The organism is Pseudomonas sp. GW821-FHT10C09, assembly GCF_059415465.1.
In genome coordinates this window covers 264,606-281,388 of sequence record NZ_JBWKNG010000002.1, presented here as the reverse complement: position 1 = coordinate 281,388, position 16,783 = coordinate 264,606, and the positions used below count along the sequence as shown (strand labels likewise).

General features: G+C 59.4%; 17 protein-coding genes. 5 read left to right on the top strand and 12 right to left on the bottom strand.

What is annotated here, in order from left to right:
* Positions 1-18: 18 nt before the first annotated feature.
* Both AC07N8_RS02670 and AC07N8_RS02665 read left to right on the top strand, forming a co-directional pair.
* Positions 19-963 (top strand): alpha/beta hydrolase, encoded by a 945-nt coding sequence (locus tag AC07N8_RS02670; RefSeq protein ID WP_483841754.1) that lies wholly within the window; start codon positions 19-21, stop codon positions 961-963.
* Between the two features lie 42 nt (positions 964-1,005).
* A complete protein-coding gene (locus AC07N8_RS02665) occupies positions 1,006-1,476 on the top strand; it encodes a MaoC family dehydratase (RefSeq protein ID WP_027923862.1) in 471 nt (156 codons plus the stop codon).
* A gap of 58 nt (positions 1,477-1,534) precedes the next feature.
* Here the strand turns inward: AC07N8_RS02665 and AC07N8_RS02660 are convergent, their stop codons facing one another.
* On the bottom strand, positions 1,535-2,002 hold the full coding sequence (locus AC07N8_RS02660) for a ferritin-like domain-containing protein (protein ID WP_027923861.1): 468 nt from the start codon (positions 2,000-2,002) through the stop codon (positions 1,535-1,537).
* A gap of 204 nt (positions 2,003-2,206) precedes the next feature.
* Between AC07N8_RS02660 and AC07N8_RS02655 the strand changes: the two genes are divergently transcribed.
* Together AC07N8_RS02655 and AC07N8_RS02650 are read left to right on the top strand one after the other, a co-directional pair.
* A complete protein-coding gene (locus AC07N8_RS02655; protein WP_007949456.1) occupies positions 2,207-2,443 on the top strand; it encodes a DUF3820 family protein in 237 nt (78 codons plus the stop codon).
* An 18-nt stretch (positions 2,444-2,461) separates the two neighbouring features.
* Positions 2,462-3,643 (top strand): aminotransferase class V-fold PLP-dependent enzyme, encoded by a 1,182-nt coding sequence (locus AC07N8_RS02650; protein WP_493142489.1) that lies wholly within the window; start codon positions 2,462-2,464, stop codon positions 3,641-3,643.
* Between the two features lie 2 nt (positions 3,644-3,645).
* On the opposite strand, the gene AC07N8_RS02645 is transcribed toward AC07N8_RS02650, so the two are convergent.
* The 4 genes from AC07N8_RS02645 to zwf form a co-directional block, all read right to left on the bottom strand.
* Positions 3,646-4,371 (bottom strand): intradiol ring-cleavage dioxygenase, encoded by a 726-nt coding sequence (locus AC07N8_RS02645; RefSeq protein ID WP_483841756.1) that lies wholly within the window; start codon positions 4,369-4,371, stop codon positions 3,646-3,648.
* A gap of 199 nt (positions 4,372-4,570) precedes the next feature.
* Complete coding sequence (locus AC07N8_RS02640; protein ID WP_007949453.1) at positions 4,571-5,236, bottom strand: bifunctional 4-hydroxy-2-oxoglutarate aldolase/2-dehydro-3-deoxy-phosphogluconate aldolase; 666 nt, start codon at positions 5,234-5,236, stop codon at positions 4,571-4,573.
* Positions 5,237-5,253: 17 nt separating this feature from the next.
* Positions 5,254-5,967, bottom strand: coding sequence for a 6-phosphogluconolactonase (gene pgl, locus AC07N8_RS02635; protein ID WP_483841757.1), 714 nt, complete (start codon positions 5,965-5,967; stop codon positions 5,254-5,256).
* A complete protein-coding gene (gene zwf, locus AC07N8_RS02630) occupies positions 5,954-7,423 on the bottom strand; it encodes a glucose-6-phosphate dehydrogenase (RefSeq protein WP_310265454.1) in 1,470 nt (489 codons plus the stop codon). Before zwf ends, pgl begins: the two co-directional genes overlap by 14 nt.
* A gap of 226 nt (positions 7,424-7,649) precedes the next feature.
* Here zwf and AC07N8_RS02625 point away from each other — a divergent pair, with 226 nt between their 5' ends.
* The gene (locus AC07N8_RS02625) at positions 7,650-8,510 is read left to right on the top strand and encodes a MurR/RpiR family transcriptional regulator (protein WP_175649041.1); all 861 of its coding nucleotides are present in this window, start codon (positions 7,650-7,652) and stop codon (positions 8,508-8,510) included.
* 140 nt (positions 8,511-8,650) lie between these two features.
* Here AC07N8_RS02625 and AC07N8_RS02620 read toward each other — a convergent pair whose 3' ends face one another.
* The 7 genes from AC07N8_RS02620 to AC07N8_RS02590 form a co-directional block, all read right to left on the bottom strand.
* Complete coding sequence (locus AC07N8_RS02620) at positions 8,651-9,505, bottom strand: D-hexose-6-phosphate mutarotase (RefSeq protein ID WP_483841758.1); 855 nt, start codon at positions 9,503-9,505, stop codon at positions 8,651-8,653.
* A gap of 113 nt (positions 9,506-9,618) precedes the next feature.
* Positions 9,619-10,965 (bottom strand): carbohydrate porin, encoded by a 1,347-nt coding sequence (locus AC07N8_RS02615; RefSeq protein ID WP_493142486.1) that lies wholly within the window; start codon positions 10,963-10,965, stop codon positions 9,619-9,621.
* Between the two features lie 89 nt (positions 10,966-11,054).
* A complete protein-coding gene (locus AC07N8_RS02610; RefSeq protein ID WP_483841760.1) occupies positions 11,055-12,215 on the bottom strand; it encodes an ABC transporter ATP-binding protein in 1,161 nt (386 codons plus the stop codon).
* A 2-nt stretch (positions 12,216-12,217) separates the two neighbouring features.
* The gene (locus AC07N8_RS02605; protein WP_027922971.1) at positions 12,218-13,063 is read right to left on the bottom strand and encodes a carbohydrate ABC transporter permease; all 846 of its coding nucleotides are present in this window, start codon (positions 13,061-13,063) and stop codon (positions 12,218-12,220) included.
* Positions 13,056-13,964: a carbohydrate ABC transporter permease gene (locus AC07N8_RS02600; RefSeq protein ID WP_027922970.1), complete on the bottom strand. Its 909-nt coding sequence runs from the start codon at positions 13,962-13,964 to the stop codon at positions 13,056-13,058. Before AC07N8_RS02600 ends, AC07N8_RS02605 begins: the two co-directional genes overlap by 8 nt.
* Before the next feature lie 146 nt (positions 13,965-14,110).
* Entirely contained in the window at positions 14,111-15,403 is a 1,293-nt protein-coding gene (locus tag AC07N8_RS02595) for an ABC transporter substrate-binding protein (RefSeq protein ID WP_123432923.1), read from the bottom strand.
* A gap of 117 nt (positions 15,404-15,520) precedes the next feature.
* Complete coding sequence (locus AC07N8_RS02590) at positions 15,521-16,780, bottom strand: D-mannose isomerase (protein ID WP_493142483.1); 1,260 nt, start codon at positions 16,778-16,780, stop codon at positions 15,521-15,523.
* Between the last annotated feature and the right edge of the window lie 3 nt (positions 16,781-16,783).

Here is a 16,783-nt window from a genome sequence, read left to right as displayed (position 1 = left end):
CCATGCAAAGGAATCGCCATGATCCACGACACGTTCTGGCTGACCGCGAGTGACCACAGCCGCCTATTCGTCAACCAGTGGCTGCCCGCCTCGCCGTTAAAAGCCGTGATCCTGCTGGCCCATGGCATGGCCGAGCACAGCGCTCGCTACGCCCGGCTGGCGGAAAAACTCTGCGAGCAAGGCTACGGCGTGTACGCACCGGATTTGCGTGGACATGGCAAAACTGCCGAAAACGGCACACTGGGGCATTTCGCCGATGACGATGGCTGGTGCAAGGTTGTCGGCGACCTCGCCAGCCTTAATCAACACATCGGCCAGCATCATCCTGGCGTGCCGATTGTGTTGCTCGGTCACAGCATGGGCAGCTACATCGCCCAGGCTTATCTGCTGCATCACAGCGCCAGCCTGCACGGCGCGGTGCTTAGCGGCTCGAATTTCCAGCCCGTGGCGCTTTATCGCGCGGCGCGGCAGATCGCCCGTCTGGAGAAATTGCGCCAAGGGCCCAAGGGCCGTAGTGCGCTGATCGAATGGCTGTCCTTCGGTTCGTTCAACAAACAATTCAAACCGGCGCGTACCCGTTTCGACTGGCTCAGTCGCGACCCGGCAGAAGTGGATTTGTACGCCAACGACCCGCTCTGCGGCTTTCGTTGCACCAACCAACTGTGGATCGATTTGCTCGGTGGGTTGCAGCAAATCAGCAAAGCGTCCAATCTCGCCCAGATCGATCCGGGCCTGCCGCTGCTGGTGATTGGCGGCGAATGTGATCCGGTGAGCGAAGGCAAACGTCTGAAAGATCTGGCTGACGCCTTGCGTGCGGCAGGCAGCCAGAACCTGCACCTGACGATTTACCCGCAGGCGCGACACGAATTGTTCAATGAGAGCAACCGCGAGGAAGTGATCAACGACGTGTTGCAGTGGATTGCCCAGGCCCTCAGCCACCGCCGGCCACCCCGGTCAGAATAGTTTTTTTGTGGATTCATTTATTCGTCACAGGAATCGAGACAGATGACCCAGGTTACCAACACCCCTTACGAAGCCCTCGAAGTCGGCCAGACCGCCAGCTACAGCAAAAAGGTCGAAGAGCGCGATATTCAGTTGTTCGCTGCGATGTCCGGCGACCACAACCCGGTGCACCTGGACGCCGAATTCGCGGCAGGCACCATGTTCAAGGAGCGCATCGCGCACGGCATGTTCAGTGGCGCGCTGATCAGCGCCGCCGTTGCTTGCGAGCTGCCTGGGCCGGGGACTATTTATATTGGCCAGCAGATGAGCTTTCAGAAGCCGGTGAAAATTGGCGACACCCTGACCGTGCGCCTGGAGATCCTCGAGAAACTGCCGAAGTTTCGTGTACGCATTGCCACCCGCGTGTTCAACCAGAACGATGAGTTGGTGGTGGACGGCGAAGCCGAGATCCTGGCGCCGCGCAAGCAGCAGACCGTGACGCTGCCGACATTGCCGGCGATCAGCATCGGTTAATCGACCGGGCACAAAAAAACGCCAGACTGGCTGGCGTTTTTTGGCAGGCAACGAACGCTTACGAGCGTGCGCGAGCCTGGTTACGCAGGGCTTTCACCTGGTCATGATTGCGTTGCACGCCGTGGTATTGGCGTTCAACCAGGTCACGAATACCCACCAGGTTGTGCTTGTTGATTTTCTCCATGGCTTCGCGGTAAGCCTTCAGCGCATGGTCTTCACCGCGTTCTGCTTCGTTCAGAACGGCTTCTTCGTCCTTGCCGGTGAACATCGACTTCACGTCGACCCAACGACGATGCAAGTCGCCGCTGACACTGGTAGAGGTTTCCGGATCACCGCCCATCGAACGCACGGCAGATTGCAGTTCAGCAGCGGCAGTGGCGCAATCGGCAGAACGCTGAACAAACAGTGTTTTGAGTTCTGGGTGCTTGATGTCTTCAGCGCAAGTCTTGAACCCTTCCTGACCGTCTTTGCTGGTTTCAATCAGGTCGTTGAGTACAGAGATGGCTTCTTTATTCATGTCGGTCATTTTTCAATTCCTTGCGGGTTGATGAAAGATGTAATGACTATTGCACCCTGCATGCCAGCTTCTGACCTATTATTTATTCGTTATTTTTCAACTACTTATATAAAACAACCAAATCTGTATCCGTTTTTTTTGCATGATCTGTCAATTGGCCTGCATGCAGAATGCCTGTATTTTCCAGACGCATAGAATCAAGACGACCGACTGATGAACCCTGAAAAACTCGAACTACTGATCACTCGCGAAATGCCCTTTGGCAAATACAAGGGCCGGATCATTGCCGACTTGCCCGGCCAGTACCTGAACTGGTTCGCTCGGGAAGGATTCCCCCATGGCGAACTGGGTGGCTTGCTGGCCCTGATGCAGGAAATCGACCACAACGGCTTGTCGGAACTGCTCGAACCCCTGCGCGCCAAACATGGCAAACCTGCACCCCGCCATTGATCCTGATCCGAGTAGCCCATGCCCGATAACACCCGCCGCGCCCGTGATGAATCCTTCTGGAAGACCTTTGCCGACCGCTACGCTGTCGAACCCGGCCCGATCAACCTGGAAAACGGCTACTTCGGGCGCATGTCGCGAACGGTGGTCGAGGAATACCAACGCAACATCGAGCTGATCAATCGCAGCAACTCGGTGTATGTACGACAGCGCTTCGAACAGGGTGAAATTCAGCAGATCGGCGCGCAGTTGGCTGAGCTGGTGGGCGTGCCGCCCGACACCGTCGCCCTCACCCGCAACGCTTCGGACGGCTTGCAATCGTTGATCCGCAACTACAACCGCCTGCAACCGGGCGATCAGGTGCTGCTCAGCGATCTGGAATACGACTCCGTCAAAGGCGCGATGCGCTGGCTGGCGCGCAATCGCGGGGTCGAAGTGATCGAAATCAATCACGCCCATCCCGCCAGTTTCGACAGTCTGCTGGCCAGTTACCGCGACGCGTTTGCGCGTTACCCCAAGCTCAAACTGATGGCCCTGACTCACGTCACCCACCGCACCGGCCTGGTGATGCCGGTGCAGGCGATTGCTGCTGCGGCCAAGGAACACGGGGTCGATGTGATCCTCGATGGCGCCCACGCACTGGGGCAGATCGACTTCAAGCTCGAGGAACTCGGTGTCTCGTTCGCCGGCTTCAACCTGCACAAGTGGATCGGTGCACCACTGACCCTGGGCTTCATCTACATCGCACCCGAGCGCCTGGCCGATATCGACCCGGACATGGGTGAGATGCATTTCCCGATTACCGATATTCGTGCGCGCACGCCGTACAGCACGCCCAATATTCCAGCGCTGCTGACCTTGCCGCTGGTGTTCGAAGAACATCAGGCCATGGGCGGATCTGCCGCCAAGAGTTCCCGGCTCAACTACTTGCGCAATCTGTGGGTGCGCGAAGTGCGCGAACTTCCGGGGATCGAAGTGATGACGCCGGATGACCCTCGCCTGTATTGCGGCATCACGTCGATGCGTTTCACCCGACAGTCCGATCAACAGCCGATGGTCGAGCGACTGCTCAACGACTACAACCTGTTTACCGTGATGCGCAGCGGTGCCGCGAGTGGCCCGTGCATTCGCATCACGCCAGGCCTGACCACCACCGCCGCGCACATGCAGTTGCTGACCCGGGCGCTGACCGAACTGCGTTGAGGTCACACGGTGTATTTGTCGAAGTCCTCGGGCTTGATGTGCGATGACACCGCAAAGGTGTCGATGCCAATGGTCGTGGAGCCGAAGAAGCCATCTTCAGTCGACTCCCGACTGAGGGTGTGCACGTTCAAGGTCGACGCTTCGCCGCTGTGATGCTTGTAGTAAACGTCTTCATCATTGGTCAGCGCCAAGGCCTTTCGACCGCTGTACTCACGGGAGTTGAGGACCGAGCGCGACGCCACCTCGGGCAAGTACAACTGACCGACCCAGGCGACATGCCGTTCTTCCAGGTAATTGTTGCCGGCAGTAATGCGCACGGCGACATGAATGTGCAGCGCACGGCCGGCGTAGAACCCCGGATACACCGTGGTAAACCGCACGGCGCCTTGCTTGTCGGTGAACTGCCCGCCGCGCAGGTAAGTGTCGTCGTCGGTGCGCGGGATCGAGCCGATGTCACCGTCGTCAACTTCCTTGTCTGGATCAATCCTGCTCCAGCCCGAATAGAACCCGCGCGCATTGCAATGCCAGATATCGACCAGCGCGCCGGTGACAGGCTGTCCGGTCATCGCATCGACGATTTCCAGGCGCAGCACCAGGGGAACACCATCGGCGCCTTCGCTGATGTTGCGCCTGATGAGTTTCGGATTACGAAAATACGGACCGGGGATCTGCTCGGGAGACAGCAGGTAAACCGGCGGTGTGGGTGTAACTGGGGTGTTGTCGTCCATGATGTTCTCTCTTCCATAAGATGAACGCAGGTTAACGTCGGGCGAGCCGTGAGATGCGGTAACTATGTATCGCCTGTTCTTCCAAGTGGGAGCGAGCAGGCTCGCTCCCACAGGTTTTCTATGGGCAAAAAAAAACGGTGCACCGACCAAGCGCACCGTAAAGCCGTAGAACACACAACGAAGTGTCAGGTAAAGCGGATCAGTCCAGCAGCGCCAAGGCCTCGGCGGTGCATTCCTGAATGCGGGCCCAGTCGCCGTTCTTGATCCACTCCGGATCAAGCATCCAGCTACCGCCCACGCACATCACGTTTTTCAACGCCATGTAGCTCTTGATGTTGGCCGGGCCGACGCCGCCAGTCGGGCAGAATTTCACTTCGCCAAACGGACCGCCGAGGGCCTTGATGGCCGCGACGCCACCGCTGACTTCGGCCGGGAACAGTTTGAAGCGGCGATAGCCCAGGCCATAGCCTTCCATGATGCCGGAGGCGTTGCTGATGCCGGGCAACAGCGGGATCGGGCTGTTGACGCTGGCTTCGAGCAAATCACGGGTGATGCCCGGCGTGACGATGAACTGCGAACCGGCCGCTTCGGCAGCGGCGAGCATGTGGCGATCGAGCACGGTGCCGGCACCGGTCATCAGTTCCGGGCGCTGTTCGCGCAGGATCTGGATGGCCTTGAGGCCGAACTGCGAACGCAGGGTCACTTCCAGGGCGGTCAGGCCACCGGCAGCCAGGGCGTCGGCCAGTGGCAGCACGTCCTGTTCGCGAGCGATGGTGATCACCGGCAGAATCCGCGCCTTGGCGCAGAGGCTGTCGATCAGGGCAACTTTGTCCGCCATGGATACGGTCGGGGATGGGGTTGTCATAGCGGCTGTTCCTTGGCTCATGGGCACCAGTAAATCTCTAACGTAGGTTGCAAAAACGCGCGAATCGGCATGGCGGCGACATCGTCGACGGCCAATGCGGCACTCAGGGTGGTCAGCTTGGACTGACCGGAAATCGATAGCACTTTGTGTTTGGCCGACGCCAGCAGCGCACGGCTCATGGTGAGGCGCTGATGCGGCACGGTCGGTGCCAGCATCGGGTAGCAACGACGTGTGCCGTCGACTTTCAAGGCGTCAGCCAGGTTCGGGCTGTTCGGGAACAACGAGGCGGTGTGGCCGTCGTCACCCATGCCCAGCACCAGCACGTCGATCACCGGCAGTTCGGACAACAAACGGTCGGCTTGCTCGGCTGCCTGTTCCAGGTTGGCGCTGGCGCTGTACAGGTTCAGGAACTGAGCCTTGGCCGCCGGGCCTTGCAACAGATAACGCTTGAGCAGACCAGCATTGCTGTCGGGATGTTCTACCGGCACCCAACGCTCGTCAGCCAGGCTGACCACCACGTTCGACCAGTCCAGCGCCTGCTTGGCCAGGTGCTGGAAAAACGCCACCGGACTGCGACCGCCAGACACTACCAGCGTGGCGGTGCCCTGGGCTTCGATCGCTTCGCCCAGTTGCTTGGCAACCGACAGTGCCAGGGCTTGCGCCAACAGCACCGGGCTCTTGAACTCATGGGCGTTGACGCCCTGAGGCAGTTTCAATTCAGATATCGCCATACCACGACCTCCCGTCCCGCGTGATCAGAGCAATGGAGCTCATCGGTCCCCAGGACCCGGCCGCGTACGGCTTGGGCGCATCACCGGATTTTTTCCACCCGGCGATCAACTGGTCACACCACTTCCACGCGGCTTCGATTTCATCTTTGCGGACAAACAGGTTCTGATTGCCGCGCATCACTTCCAGCAACAACCGCTCGTAGGCATCGGGAATCCGCGCGCTGCGATAAGTGTCGGAAAAATTCAGCTGCAACGGACCGCTGCGCAGCTGCATGCCCTTGTCCAGGCCTTGTTCTTTGGTCATCACGCGCAAGGAAATACCTTCGTCCGGTTGCAGGCGGATAATCAGCTTGTTGCTGATTTGCAGGCGCTGCTCAGGGGCGAAGATGTAGTGCGACGGTTCCTTGAAGTGGATGACGATCTGCGACAGTTTCTGCGGCATGCGCTTGCCGGTGCGCAGGTAAAACGGTACGCCGGCCCAACGCCAGTTGCGGATATCGGCACGCAAGGCGACGAAGGTTTCGGTGTCGCTCTGGGTGTTCGAATTAGGCTCTTCCAGGTAACCCGGCACCGGCTTGCCTTCGCTGTAGCCGGCGATGTACTGACCGCGCACCACTTGAGTGGTCAGGCCTTCCGGGCTGATCGGCGCCAGTGCCTTGAGGACTTTGACTTTCTCGTCGCGGATGCTGTCGGCGGACAAGTCAGCCGGGGGGTCCATGGCGATCAGGCAGAGCAGTTGCAGCAGGTGATTCTGGATCATGTCCCGCAGCTGTCCGGCCTTGTCGAAGTAACCCCAGCGGCCTTCGATCCCGACCTTCTCGGCCACGGTGATTTCCACGTGGGAGATGTAGTTCTGGTTCCACTGGGTTTCGAACAGGCTGTTGGCGAAACGCAGGGCGATCAGGTTTTGAACCGTCTCTTTACCCAGGTAATGGTCGATGCGGTAGGTGCGGTTTTCCGGGAAGAACTGCGCCACCGCGTCGTTGACCTTGCGCGAGGATTCCAGGTCGGAGCCGATGGGTTTTTCCAGCACCACGCGGGTGTTTTCCGCGAGGCCGACCTTGGCCAGGTTCTCGCAAATCGCGCCATACACAGCGGCCGGCGTGGCGAAGTAGGCAATCACGCGTTGGGCACTGCCGGCCATTTCGGCCAGGGCGATGTAATCGTCAGCCTTGAGGAAGTCCACGTGCAGGTAGGTCAGCCGCGCCAGAAAGCGCTCGACCACCGCTTCGTCCAGCTCTTTAGCGCCCACATAACGACGCAGTTCGGCGCCGATGAATGCCAGGTGCTGCTGCTCGGTGCCGGGCTCGCGGGCCAGCGCGATAATGCGCGTATCCTCGTGCAGAAGGCCTGCGCCATCGAGTTGATAGAGGGCAGGAAACAGCTTGCGCAAGGCCAGGTCGCCGAGGGCGCCGAACAAGGCAAAGGTGCACGGTTCAACCGTAATCGAAGGCATGATGTTTGTTCTTTTATCAAGTTAAGCTACAAATACCTTTTTTCAAGGCATCGCTCAAGAGAAAATGTAGTAATAACCACAACATTTTCGCAAAATACAGATTCCGAGTGGTAGCCGGTCGGAGCCATCAGTAGGATAGGCCACCGTTTGGGGCCGCATCAAAGGCCCTTTTGGCATAGCCGAACTCTAATTTGCGCTGCTGACCCAAGGAACATATATGGACCGCGTGCGAAATTTACTGGAACAGATCCAGAATCGCCTTGAAGACCTGAACAAGGCTGAACGTAAAGTCGCCGAAGTGATCCTGCTCAACCCACAGCAGGCCACCCGGTTCAGCATCGCCGCGCTCGCCCAGGCCTCCAAGGTCAGCGAGCCGACCGTCAACCGCTTCTGCCGTTCGTTCGGCGTCAGCGGCTACCCGGAACTCAAACTTCAGCTGGCCCAGAGCCTGGCCAGTGGCGCGGCATATGTCAGCCGCGCGGTCGAGGCCGATGACAACCCTGAAGCCTATACAAAGAAGATTTTCGGCAGCGCCATCGCCTCGCTGGACAGTGCCTTGCAGGCGCTGGACCCGAACCTGATCAGCCGCGCCGTCGACCTGTTGATCCAGGCTCGGCAGATCCACTTCTTCGGCCTCGGCGCCTCGGCCCCGGTGGCGCTGGATGCGCAGCACAAATTCTTCCGTTTCAACCTGGCCGTCACCGCCCATGCCGATGTGCTGATGCAACGCATGATTGCGTCGGTGGCGCACACCGGCGAGTTGTTCGTGATCATTTCCTACACCGGCCGCACCCGCGAACTGGTGGAAGTGGCGCGCATCGCCCGTGAGAACGGTGCGTCGGTGCTGGGCCTGACCGCCGAGGGTTCGCCGTTGGCCAAGGCCAGTACGCTGAGCCTGAATATTCCGCTGCCGGAAGACACCGACATCTACATGCCGATGACCTCGCGCATCATCCAGCTGACCGTGCTGGACGTGCTGGCGACCGGCATGACGCTGCGCCGTGGGGTGGATTTCCAGCCGCATTTGCGCAAGATCAAAGAGAGCCTGAATGCGAGCCGGTATCCGGTTGGGGATGAGTTCAACTAACCAGGTATCTCCGCAGCCTGGCCCGGCCTCTTCGCGAGCAGGCTCGCTCCCACAATTTGGAATGCATTCCCCTGTGGGAGCGAGCCTGCTCCGGGCGGCGTTCCGACGAAGGGGCCAGCCGCAACATCGCAAATCTTGAGCTAAACCCCCACACGCGCCTGCAAACTCAAATGCGCCCTCTCCCCCGGCGCCAGGCTCAGGCTGTGTGCGCCGCCGCTCGCCGCTTCCACACACACGAACTCTGAAATCTCGTTCCAGCTCACCCCCAGCAATGGCCGCGAACCGGGATGCCAGACCACCGTGTCCGAATGGTCGCCGGTATCGATGCACAATTCACGTTGCCAGGCGTGGTCCTTGAGCTGCAATTCGCCGTCATGCTGGAACACACGCTGGCACCCGCCATCGACCCGCAACTCACCTTCCTGCTGGCAGACCTGTCGGTTCAAATGGTCATAACCCTGCGCGCCCTCGAGCCCAGACAGCGCTATCTCGCCCACATCACCAATACGCCAGTAAGCGTGCAACGCCTGACTCAATTGGCAGGGCAAGGTGTCTTGATGCTCGGTGCTCAGGCGCAAATCCATGCGTTCGCCCAGATGCGCATGCAGGTCCACTTGCCAGTCGCACAGCTGCAGTTGCCAGTGCAATCGCACGCCATCGTCGTCGTGGCTGCTGTCGAGCAACTTCCAGTCGATCAGCCGTGCCCAACCATGGGAAGGCCACGCGTTTTCGCTCGGATGACGGCCGTACCACGGCCAGCACACGGGCACGCCACCACGAATCGCCCCCACCTGCGGCCACTTCGCCGCGCACCAGAGCCATGGCTTCTGACCCGTGGGCTGGAAATGCAGCAACTGCGCGCCCTGGCGACTGAACACCGCCTGACACAGCGGATGATCGATCACCAACACGTCGCGCTTCTGATAGCGCTCCCACGCAAACACCGGACGTTCGCGCAAGGATTTGAAGAAGCGTTGTAGCGGATGCTCATGCATGTGCCACGGTCCTGAAAATCATCTGTTGCCGGGGTGCGCCGCCCCAAAAAAAAGCGGACAGCCTGGGCTGTCCGCAAATATGCGCACATAGAGAGGAGCTTATCGCAACAGCGTTAGAACACCGACTGAATTTTCAGGCCGGCCACCAGCGCGTTATCGACTTCATCCACACCGCCTGGATGAGTGATGTATTGCAGGTTAGGACGCACGGTCAGCCAGTTGGTAACGTGGAAGCCGTAGTTGAGTTCGTAGTTGTATTCGGTGGTCCGCAGTGGCGAGAACAGTGGGTTCTCGTAATCAGTGACATTGTTGGACGCGTTGACCAGCTCGGCGTTTTTCTTCACGTCATCGTTAACGTGGGTACGGGCGAAACCGATGCCCATGTCATCTTTAGGACGCGCGTCGAATGGGCCCTTGTACACAAACATCAGCGACTGGTAGTTGTCGACGAAGTTGGTGTCCTTGTCGTGGAACGTGGCGTTGGCTGCAATGTTCAGACCGCGGGTCTTGTCACCGTTGTGGCTGGTGAGTTGTTGCTGCGCAACGAACCAGTAGCCGTGCTTGCTGCTGTGGCTACGATAGGCGTTACCGCTGGTGGCCGCATCATTGCCGTTGTCGTCCTTGAGAACGTCATTGGCCTCGGCGGTGCTTTTGTAGTAACCGACACGGTATTCGCCCGGCAGGTTGTTAGGGTTCGGCAACCAGACCAGTTCGACCGGCAACACGGTACCCGCAGTGCCACTGCCGCTGAGCTTGAAGCCGTTACCGTGCTCAAGTTGCGACGGGTTCTGGTTGTACGCGCCGATCTGCGCATAGAACTCAGGCGAGATGTTGTACTTCACGCGGACCGCTGCCTGCATGACCGGCCAGTTGTACCAGATGTTGGTGGCCCAGTTACCCACTTGGGAACCGCAGAACGCCAGGTTCTGGAATTCGCACGGGAAGGTGTTGAAGTCTTCGCCTTCGCCGAAGTAACCGGCCTTGACGTCCAGTTTGCCGTCGAGGAACTGGTGCTTGATCCACAACTGGGTCAGACGGACCATGTGGCCACGGCCGTAGACTTCCTGCGAGGAGCTCAAGGTGCCGGCACGCGGATCGCCGACACGGTCGTTGGAGATGTTTTCACCGTTACGGTTGGTCAGCTGGATCTTGGCCTGGGTGTTATCCCAACCAAACAGTTTTTCCAGGTCCAGCGCCGCCCCCAGGCCGAACTGGTCCGAATAACGCGCAGTCTTGTCGTTGTTGTAGCCACCGTGAAGGTTGCCGCCGACTTCACCGACGTAGTCCATCTTGATGTCGATGCCTTGCTCGATCAGCTTGGTCCGCTCACCACCCCAATCACCGGTCATCCATTCGGAATCAGCGCTGAACGCGTCAGCCGCGTGCACACTACCGGCCAGCATCATGGCTGCAACTGCTGACAACTGGCAGATAAGCTGAGCGTTGTTGTTCTTCTTCATCCCTACATCCTCGTTTTATTGTTATTAACTGTTTTCTAACGCGGTTACATCCCCTGTGGGAGTGAGCAAGCTCACTCCCACCTTGATCTTCAGCGGCCTTTGAATTGGGCCACGTTGGCGCTGTGCGCCTCGGCTTTTGGTTCGCCGGCAACTCCAAGCCGTTCCCCGGTCTTGGCATCGAACAACAACACTTTCGACGGATCGAATTGCAGGGTCAGGGTTTCGCCCGGCGCCGGTGCAACGTCCGGTGCCAGACGGCAGCAGACTTTGGTTTCATTCAGATTGACGAATACCAGGGTGTCGGGACCGGTCGGTTCGGTGACCTGGACTTCAGCGCGAATGGTCGGCAAACCGTTCGGCTCGCCGTTCGCCAGCACGATCTGCTCAGGGCGCATGCCGAGGATCACTTCGCGGTCTTCGAGACCGGCGTCCTGCATGCCCAGCGGCAATTCACAACGGGCCTGGCCGCTGTCGAGCAACGCCAGCAGACGACCGTCCTTGCGCTGCAAACGCAGGGGGATGAAGTTCATCGGCGGTGAACCAATGAAGCTCGCCACGAACAGGTTGGCCGGGTTGTTGTAGATGTCTTTCGGCGTTCCGAACTGCTGGATGATCCCGTCCTTCATCACCGCCACTTTGTCGCCCAGGGTCATCGCTTCGATCTGGTCGTGGGTCACGTAGACCGTGGTGGTTTTCAGGCGCTGGTGCATCAGTTTCATTTCGGTGCGCATCTCGACCCGCAGCTTGGCGTCGAGGTTGGACAGCGGTTCGTCGAACAGGTAGATCTTCGGCCGACGCGCCAGGGCACGGCCCATGGCCACGCGCTGTTGCTGGCCACCGGAGAGCTGGCCGGGCTTGCGGTTGAGCAGGTGTTCGATCTGCAACAGCTTGGACACCCGCGCCACTTCCGTTTCGATGTCGGCAGCGGGCATCTTGCGAATCTTTAAGCCGAAGGCGATGTTCTCGCGCACGCTCATGGTCGGGTACAGCGCGTAGGACTGGAACACCATGGCGATGTCGCGGTCTTTGGGGCTCATGCCGCTGACGTCCTGATCATCGATCATGATCGCGCCGCCGGTGATGGTTTCCAGGCCGGCGATGCAATTCATCAGGGTCGATTTGCCACAACCCGAAGGTCCGACCAGGATCAGGAACTCACCGTCCTTGATCGACAGATGGATGTCCTTGAGGGTGTCCGGCAGGCCGGGGCCATAGGTCTTGTTTACATTGCGAAGTTCGAGCGTAGCCATGATTACCCCTTGACTGCGCCGGCCGTCAGCCCGCGCACGAAATACTTGCCTGCGACCACATAGACCAGCAGGGTCGGCAGCCCGGCGATCATCGCCGCCGCCATATCAACGTTATATTCCTTGGCCCCGGTACTGGTGTTGACCAGGTTGTTCAGCGCCACCGTGATGGGTTGCGAGTCACCGCTGGAGAACACCACGCCGAACAGGAAGTCGTTCCAGATCTGAGTGAACTGCCAGATCAGGCAGACCATGATGATCGGGGTGGACATCGGCAGGATGATCAGCCGGAAGATCGTGAAGAAACCCGCGCCATCGAGCCGCGCCGCTTTCACCAGCGCATCGGGAACGCTGACGTAGTAGTTACGGAAGAACAACGTGGTGAACGCCAGGCCGTAGACCACGTGGACGAACACCAGGCCCGTGGTGGTGCTGGCCAGGCCCATCTTGCCGAGGGTAAACGAGGCCGGCAGCAGGACGGTCTGGAACGGCAGGAAGCAACCGAACAACAGCAGGCCGAAAAACAACTGCGAGCCGCGAAAGCGCCACATCGACAGCACATAGCCGTTCAACGCGCCGATGGCGGTGGAGATCAAGACTGCCGGGACGGTGATCTTGATCGAGTTCCAGAAATACCCGTCGACGGTGCCCCAGGCCTTGACCCAGCCAATGCCGCTGACCACGGTCGGCCAGCTCAGCAGGTTGCCGGTGTTGATGTCTTCCGGTGTCTTGAAGCTGGTCAACAGCATGACCACCAGCGGTATCAGGTAAAGGAATACGGCGAGGATCAGCACGCCGTAAATCGCGATGCGACTCAGGCTGATGGAAGGTTTGGCAGCGAAACTAGTCATGACGCTTGGTCCTCAGCTCGGAGTACAGGTAAGGCACGATGATTGCGAGAATCGCACCGAGCATCAGAATCGCACTGGCCGAGCCCATGCCCATCTGGCCGCGACTGAAGGTGAAGGAATACATGAACATCGCAGGCAGGTCGGAGGAATAACCCGGGCCGCCGGCCGTCATGGCCGCCACCAGGTCGAAGCTCTTGATCGCGATGTGAGCCAGGATCATCACGGCGCTGAAGAACACCGGACGCAGGCTCGGCAACACCACTTTGAGGTAAATGCGCGGCATGCTCGCGCCATCGATCTGGGCGGCACGGATGATCGATTGATCAACGCCACGCAGGCCGGCGAGGAACATCGCCATGATGAAACCCGAGGCTTGCCAGACCGCAGCAATCACCAGGCAATACACCACGCGATCCGGGTCGATCAGCCAGTCCAGGCGAAAGCCTTCCCAGCCCCAGTCACGCAGCAATTTGTCCAGGCCCATGCCAGGGTTGAGCAGCCATTTCCAGGCGGTACCGGTGACGATCATCGAGAGCGCCATCGGGTACAGGTAAATGGTGCGAATGAAACCTTCGCGACGAATGCGCTGGTCGAGAAACACCGCCAGCAGCACACCGATCACCAGCGTGATGCCAATGAACATGCCGCCGAACAGGGCCAGGTTCTTGCTCGCCACCCACCAACGGTCGTTGTCGAACAGCCGCTGGTATTGAGCCAGGCCTGCCCACTTGTAGGTCGGCAGAAAGGTCGAACTGGTGAACGACAGAACGAACGTCCACAGGATGTAGCCATAGAAGCCCACCAGAACGATGAACATGCTCGGCGCCAGCACCAGTTTAGGGAGCCAGCGTTGCAATGCATCGAACGGCGAGGCCTTGCTGAACACAGCAACAGAACTCATGGGAAAATCCAGTACGAGAGAAATTTACTTTGGAAATGCTGCCCTTGTAGGAGCCGGCTTGCTGGCGATTGCGGTGTGTCAGTTGATAAATCTGGTGACTGACAGTCCGCTATCGCCAGCAAGCCGGCTCCTACAGGGGCCAGGCATTACTTGGCAGACTTGACCGCTGCGCCGAGTTTTTTGGCGGCATCGGCCGGGTCGGCTTTCGGGTCGTTGATGTAGTTGGTCACCACATCAAAGAACGCACCCTGTACGGCCAGTGTGGTCGCCATGTTGTGCGCCATGCTCGGCTGCAGGCCGCCGGACTTGGCGTCCGCCAGGAAGTCCTTGGCCGCGGTCTGGGCGCAGGAGTCGAAACCGTACTTGTCCATGTCGGCCAGCATGTCGTTGCGAACCGGGATCGAACCCTTGTTGATGCTGAAGACTTTCTGGAAGTTCTCACCCAGGACGATCTTGGCGATGTCCTGCTGACCGGCCGCAGTGCCCGCGTCTTTCTGCTTGAACACAGCCAGGGAGTCGATGTTGTAGGTGAAGGCCTTGTCGGTGCCCGGGAACGCTACGCACTCGTAGTCCTTGCCAGCGACTTTCTTGGCGGCGGTCCATTCGGACTTGGCCCAGTCACCCATGATCTGCATGCCGGCCTTGCCGTTGATGACCTTGGCCGCTTCCAGGTTCCAGTCCTGGCCTTTGCCGTCGACGTCCATATAGGTCGCGACTTTCTTCAGCTCGGTCAGCGCCTTGACCATTTCCGGACCGGTCAGCGCAGCGTTGTCGAGATCAACCAGGGCTTTCTTGTAGCCATCGACCCCCATGACCGAAAGCACCACGGCTTCGAACACGGTGCTGTCCTGCCAAGGCTGGCCGCCGTGGGCGAGCGGAATGAAGCCCGCAGCCTTGAGCTTGTCGCCGGCGGCGTAGAATTCTTCGAGGGTGGTCGGGTTTTTGGTGATACCGGCTTTCTTGAAAACTTCCGGGTTGATCCACAGCCAGTTGACGCGGTGAATGTTCACCGGCACGGCCACGTAGTTACCCTCGTACTTCACGGTATCGGAGACTTTCTTGTCGAGCAGGCTGTCCCACTTCTCCGATTTGGCAACATCTTTCAGGACGTCGGTGTCGAGCAGGCCGGTAGACGCCCATTCCTGGATGTCCGGACCTTTGATCTGCGCCACACCTGGCGGGTTACCGGCAACGGCACGGCTCTTGAGCACGGTCATGGCGGTAGCACCGCCACCCCCGGCAACAGCGCCGTCCTTCCAGGTGAAGCCGTCTTTTTCGACTTGGGCCTTGAGCACATCGACCGCTGCTTTTTCACCACCCGACGTCCACCAGTGAACCACTTCCACGGAACCTTTGGATTCGGCGGCAAGCACACTGAGAGGGATCGCAGACAGGGAGACGAGAGAAATGACAGTAGCGAGGCGAGAAATCGCATTCATCTAGAAGTACCTTTCTTGTTGTTATGCATGCAAGTCTGGTGCTTGCGCTGCATAGGATTTTAAACAGGAGTTAGCCCCTCGCAGGTAACGAAGGGACGCTTGAATGTCACCACATGGTTACACAGGAACGCTCTGGGACAACCTTGCCAGAGCCGTGGCCATGCTGGGTGCCAGGGGCAGTCGCGGAATCAATACGGCTTGCCAGGCGTGATACAGATCGGGTTTACCCGCCCAGATGTCAGCGCTTGGGCGATTCTGCGGATCGAGTTCGTGATGCCAGCTGCCGTCACAACGGTCGATGAAATGAGTGTCACAAAATTCCCAGAACAGCCGGTACCAGCGTTCGTATTGCTCATCGCCCGTGCGTTTAAGCAACGCGCTGGCGGCAGCGCTGGCTTCGCAATGGGTCCAGTGCAGGCGATGGCGAACCACCGCGCGGTTGTCCCAATCGAGGGTGTAGACGATCCCGGGAAACCCGTCGATATCCCAGCCGTAACGGCAGTTGTGGTCGAAAAGCTTTTGCGCGTCGGTGGCCAGCCAGCCCGGCGTGAGCATGCCGGTCTGAACCCGCGCTGCTTCGAGGTGCAGCAACAAGCGCGCCCACTCAAAACCGTGGCCCGGTGTGGTGCCGTAGGGGCGGAAACCATCGGCCGGGTTGTCGTGGTTGTATTCCCGTAACGGCTGCCACTGGCGGTCGAAATGCTCGACCACCAGGTAATCGTTGGCGGCGGCATGACCGTGGATCACCCGCTCGACAATGCGCTGCGCGCGACATAGCCAACGGCTTTCTTCGGTGACATCGGCCAGCGCGAGGAAGGCTTCGGTGGCGTGCATGTTGCTGTTGGCGCCGCGGTAAGCTTCTTCTTCGCTCCAGTCGCGGTTGAAGGATTCGCGCATGGCGCCCTCCTCCTCGCTCCAGAAATGCGTGTCGATGATGTTGATCGCATCATCGAGCAAAGCGTGTGCTCCGGGGCGTTGCGCAACCACGGCAGAACTGGCGGCCAGGGCCACGAAGGCATGCAGATAAGCGGCCTTGCCGGTGTTGTCATCCAGCGCATGAGCAACCGCAAACCAACCGCCATGCTCGGCATCGCGCAACGGGCCGCTGAGGGCCTGGACACCGTGATCCACCAATTCGGCAAACCCCGGCAAGCCCTGAATATGCGCCATGGCGAAGCTGTGCGTCATGCGTGCGGTGTTCATGGTTTCAGCGCGGGCGTTGGCCGGGAGGTGGCCTTTTTCATCGAGATTGCCAAAGCCATCAGGCAGCTTTGAAGCCTTGGCGAATGCCAGCAGGCGCAGGCCTTCGGCGGCGAGCCATTGCTGATGGGCAGGCGCGTTCAGCCAACTGCTGAAGACCGGTTGGAAGGTGTCCATGGG

Excerpts from the sequence above, each read along its gene's own strand:
- AC07N8_RS02670 (WP_483841754.1), top strand. The coding sequence starts at position 19 with ATGATCCACGACACGTTCTGGCTGACCGCGAGTGACCACAGCCGCCTA.
- AC07N8_RS02665 (WP_027923862.1), top strand. The coding sequence starts at position 1,006 with ATGACCCAGGTTACCAACACCCCTTACGAAGCCCTCGAAGTCGGCCAG.
- AC07N8_RS02660 (WP_027923861.1), bottom strand. The coding sequence starts at position 2,002 with ATGACCGACATGAATAAAGAAGCCATCTCTGTACTCAACGACCTGATT.
- AC07N8_RS02655 (WP_007949456.1), top strand. The coding sequence starts at position 2,207 with ATGAACCCTGAAAAACTCGAACTACTGATCACTCGCGAAATGCCCTTT.
- AC07N8_RS02650 (WP_493142489.1), top strand. The coding sequence starts at position 2,462 with ATGCCCGATAACACCCGCCGCGCCCGTGATGAATCCTTCTGGAAGACC.
- AC07N8_RS02645 (WP_483841756.1), bottom strand. The coding sequence starts at position 4,371 with ATGGACGACAACACCCCAGTTACACCCACACCGCCGGTTTACCTGCTG.
- AC07N8_RS02640 (WP_007949453.1), bottom strand. The coding sequence starts at position 5,236 with ATGACAACCCCATCCCCGACCGTATCCATGGCGGACAAAGTTGCCCTG.
- pgl (WP_483841757.1), bottom strand. The coding sequence starts at position 5,967 with ATGGCGATATCTGAATTGAAACTGCCTCAGGGCGTCAACGCCCATGAG.
- zwf (WP_310265454.1), bottom strand. The coding sequence starts at position 7,423 with ATGCCTTCGATTACGGTTGAACCGTGCACCTTTGCCTTGTTCGGCGCC.
- AC07N8_RS02620 (WP_483841758.1), bottom strand. The coding sequence starts at position 9,505 with ATGCATGAGCATCCGCTACAACGCTTCTTCAAATCCTTGCGCGAACGT.
- AC07N8_RS02615 (WP_493142486.1), bottom strand. The coding sequence starts at position 10,965 with ATGAAGAAGAACAACAACGCTCAGCTTATCTGCCAGTTGTCAGCAGTT.
- AC07N8_RS02610 (WP_483841760.1), bottom strand. The coding sequence starts at position 12,215 with ATGGCTACGCTCGAACTTCGCAATGTAAACAAGACCTATGGCCCCGGC.
- AC07N8_RS02605 (WP_027922971.1), bottom strand. The coding sequence starts at position 13,063 with ATGACTAGTTTCGCTGCCAAACCTTCCATCAGCCTGAGTCGCATCGCG.
- AC07N8_RS02600 (WP_027922970.1), bottom strand. The coding sequence starts at position 13,964 with ATGAGTTCTGTTGCTGTGTTCAGCAAGGCCTCGCCGTTCGATGCATTG.
- AC07N8_RS02595 (WP_123432923.1), bottom strand. The coding sequence starts at position 15,403 with ATGAATGCGATTTCTCGCCTCGCTACTGTCATTTCTCTCGTCTCCCTG.
- AC07N8_RS02590 (WP_493142483.1), bottom strand. The coding sequence starts at position 16,780 with ATGGACACCTTCCAACCGGTCTTCAGCAGTTGGCTGAACGCGCCTGCC.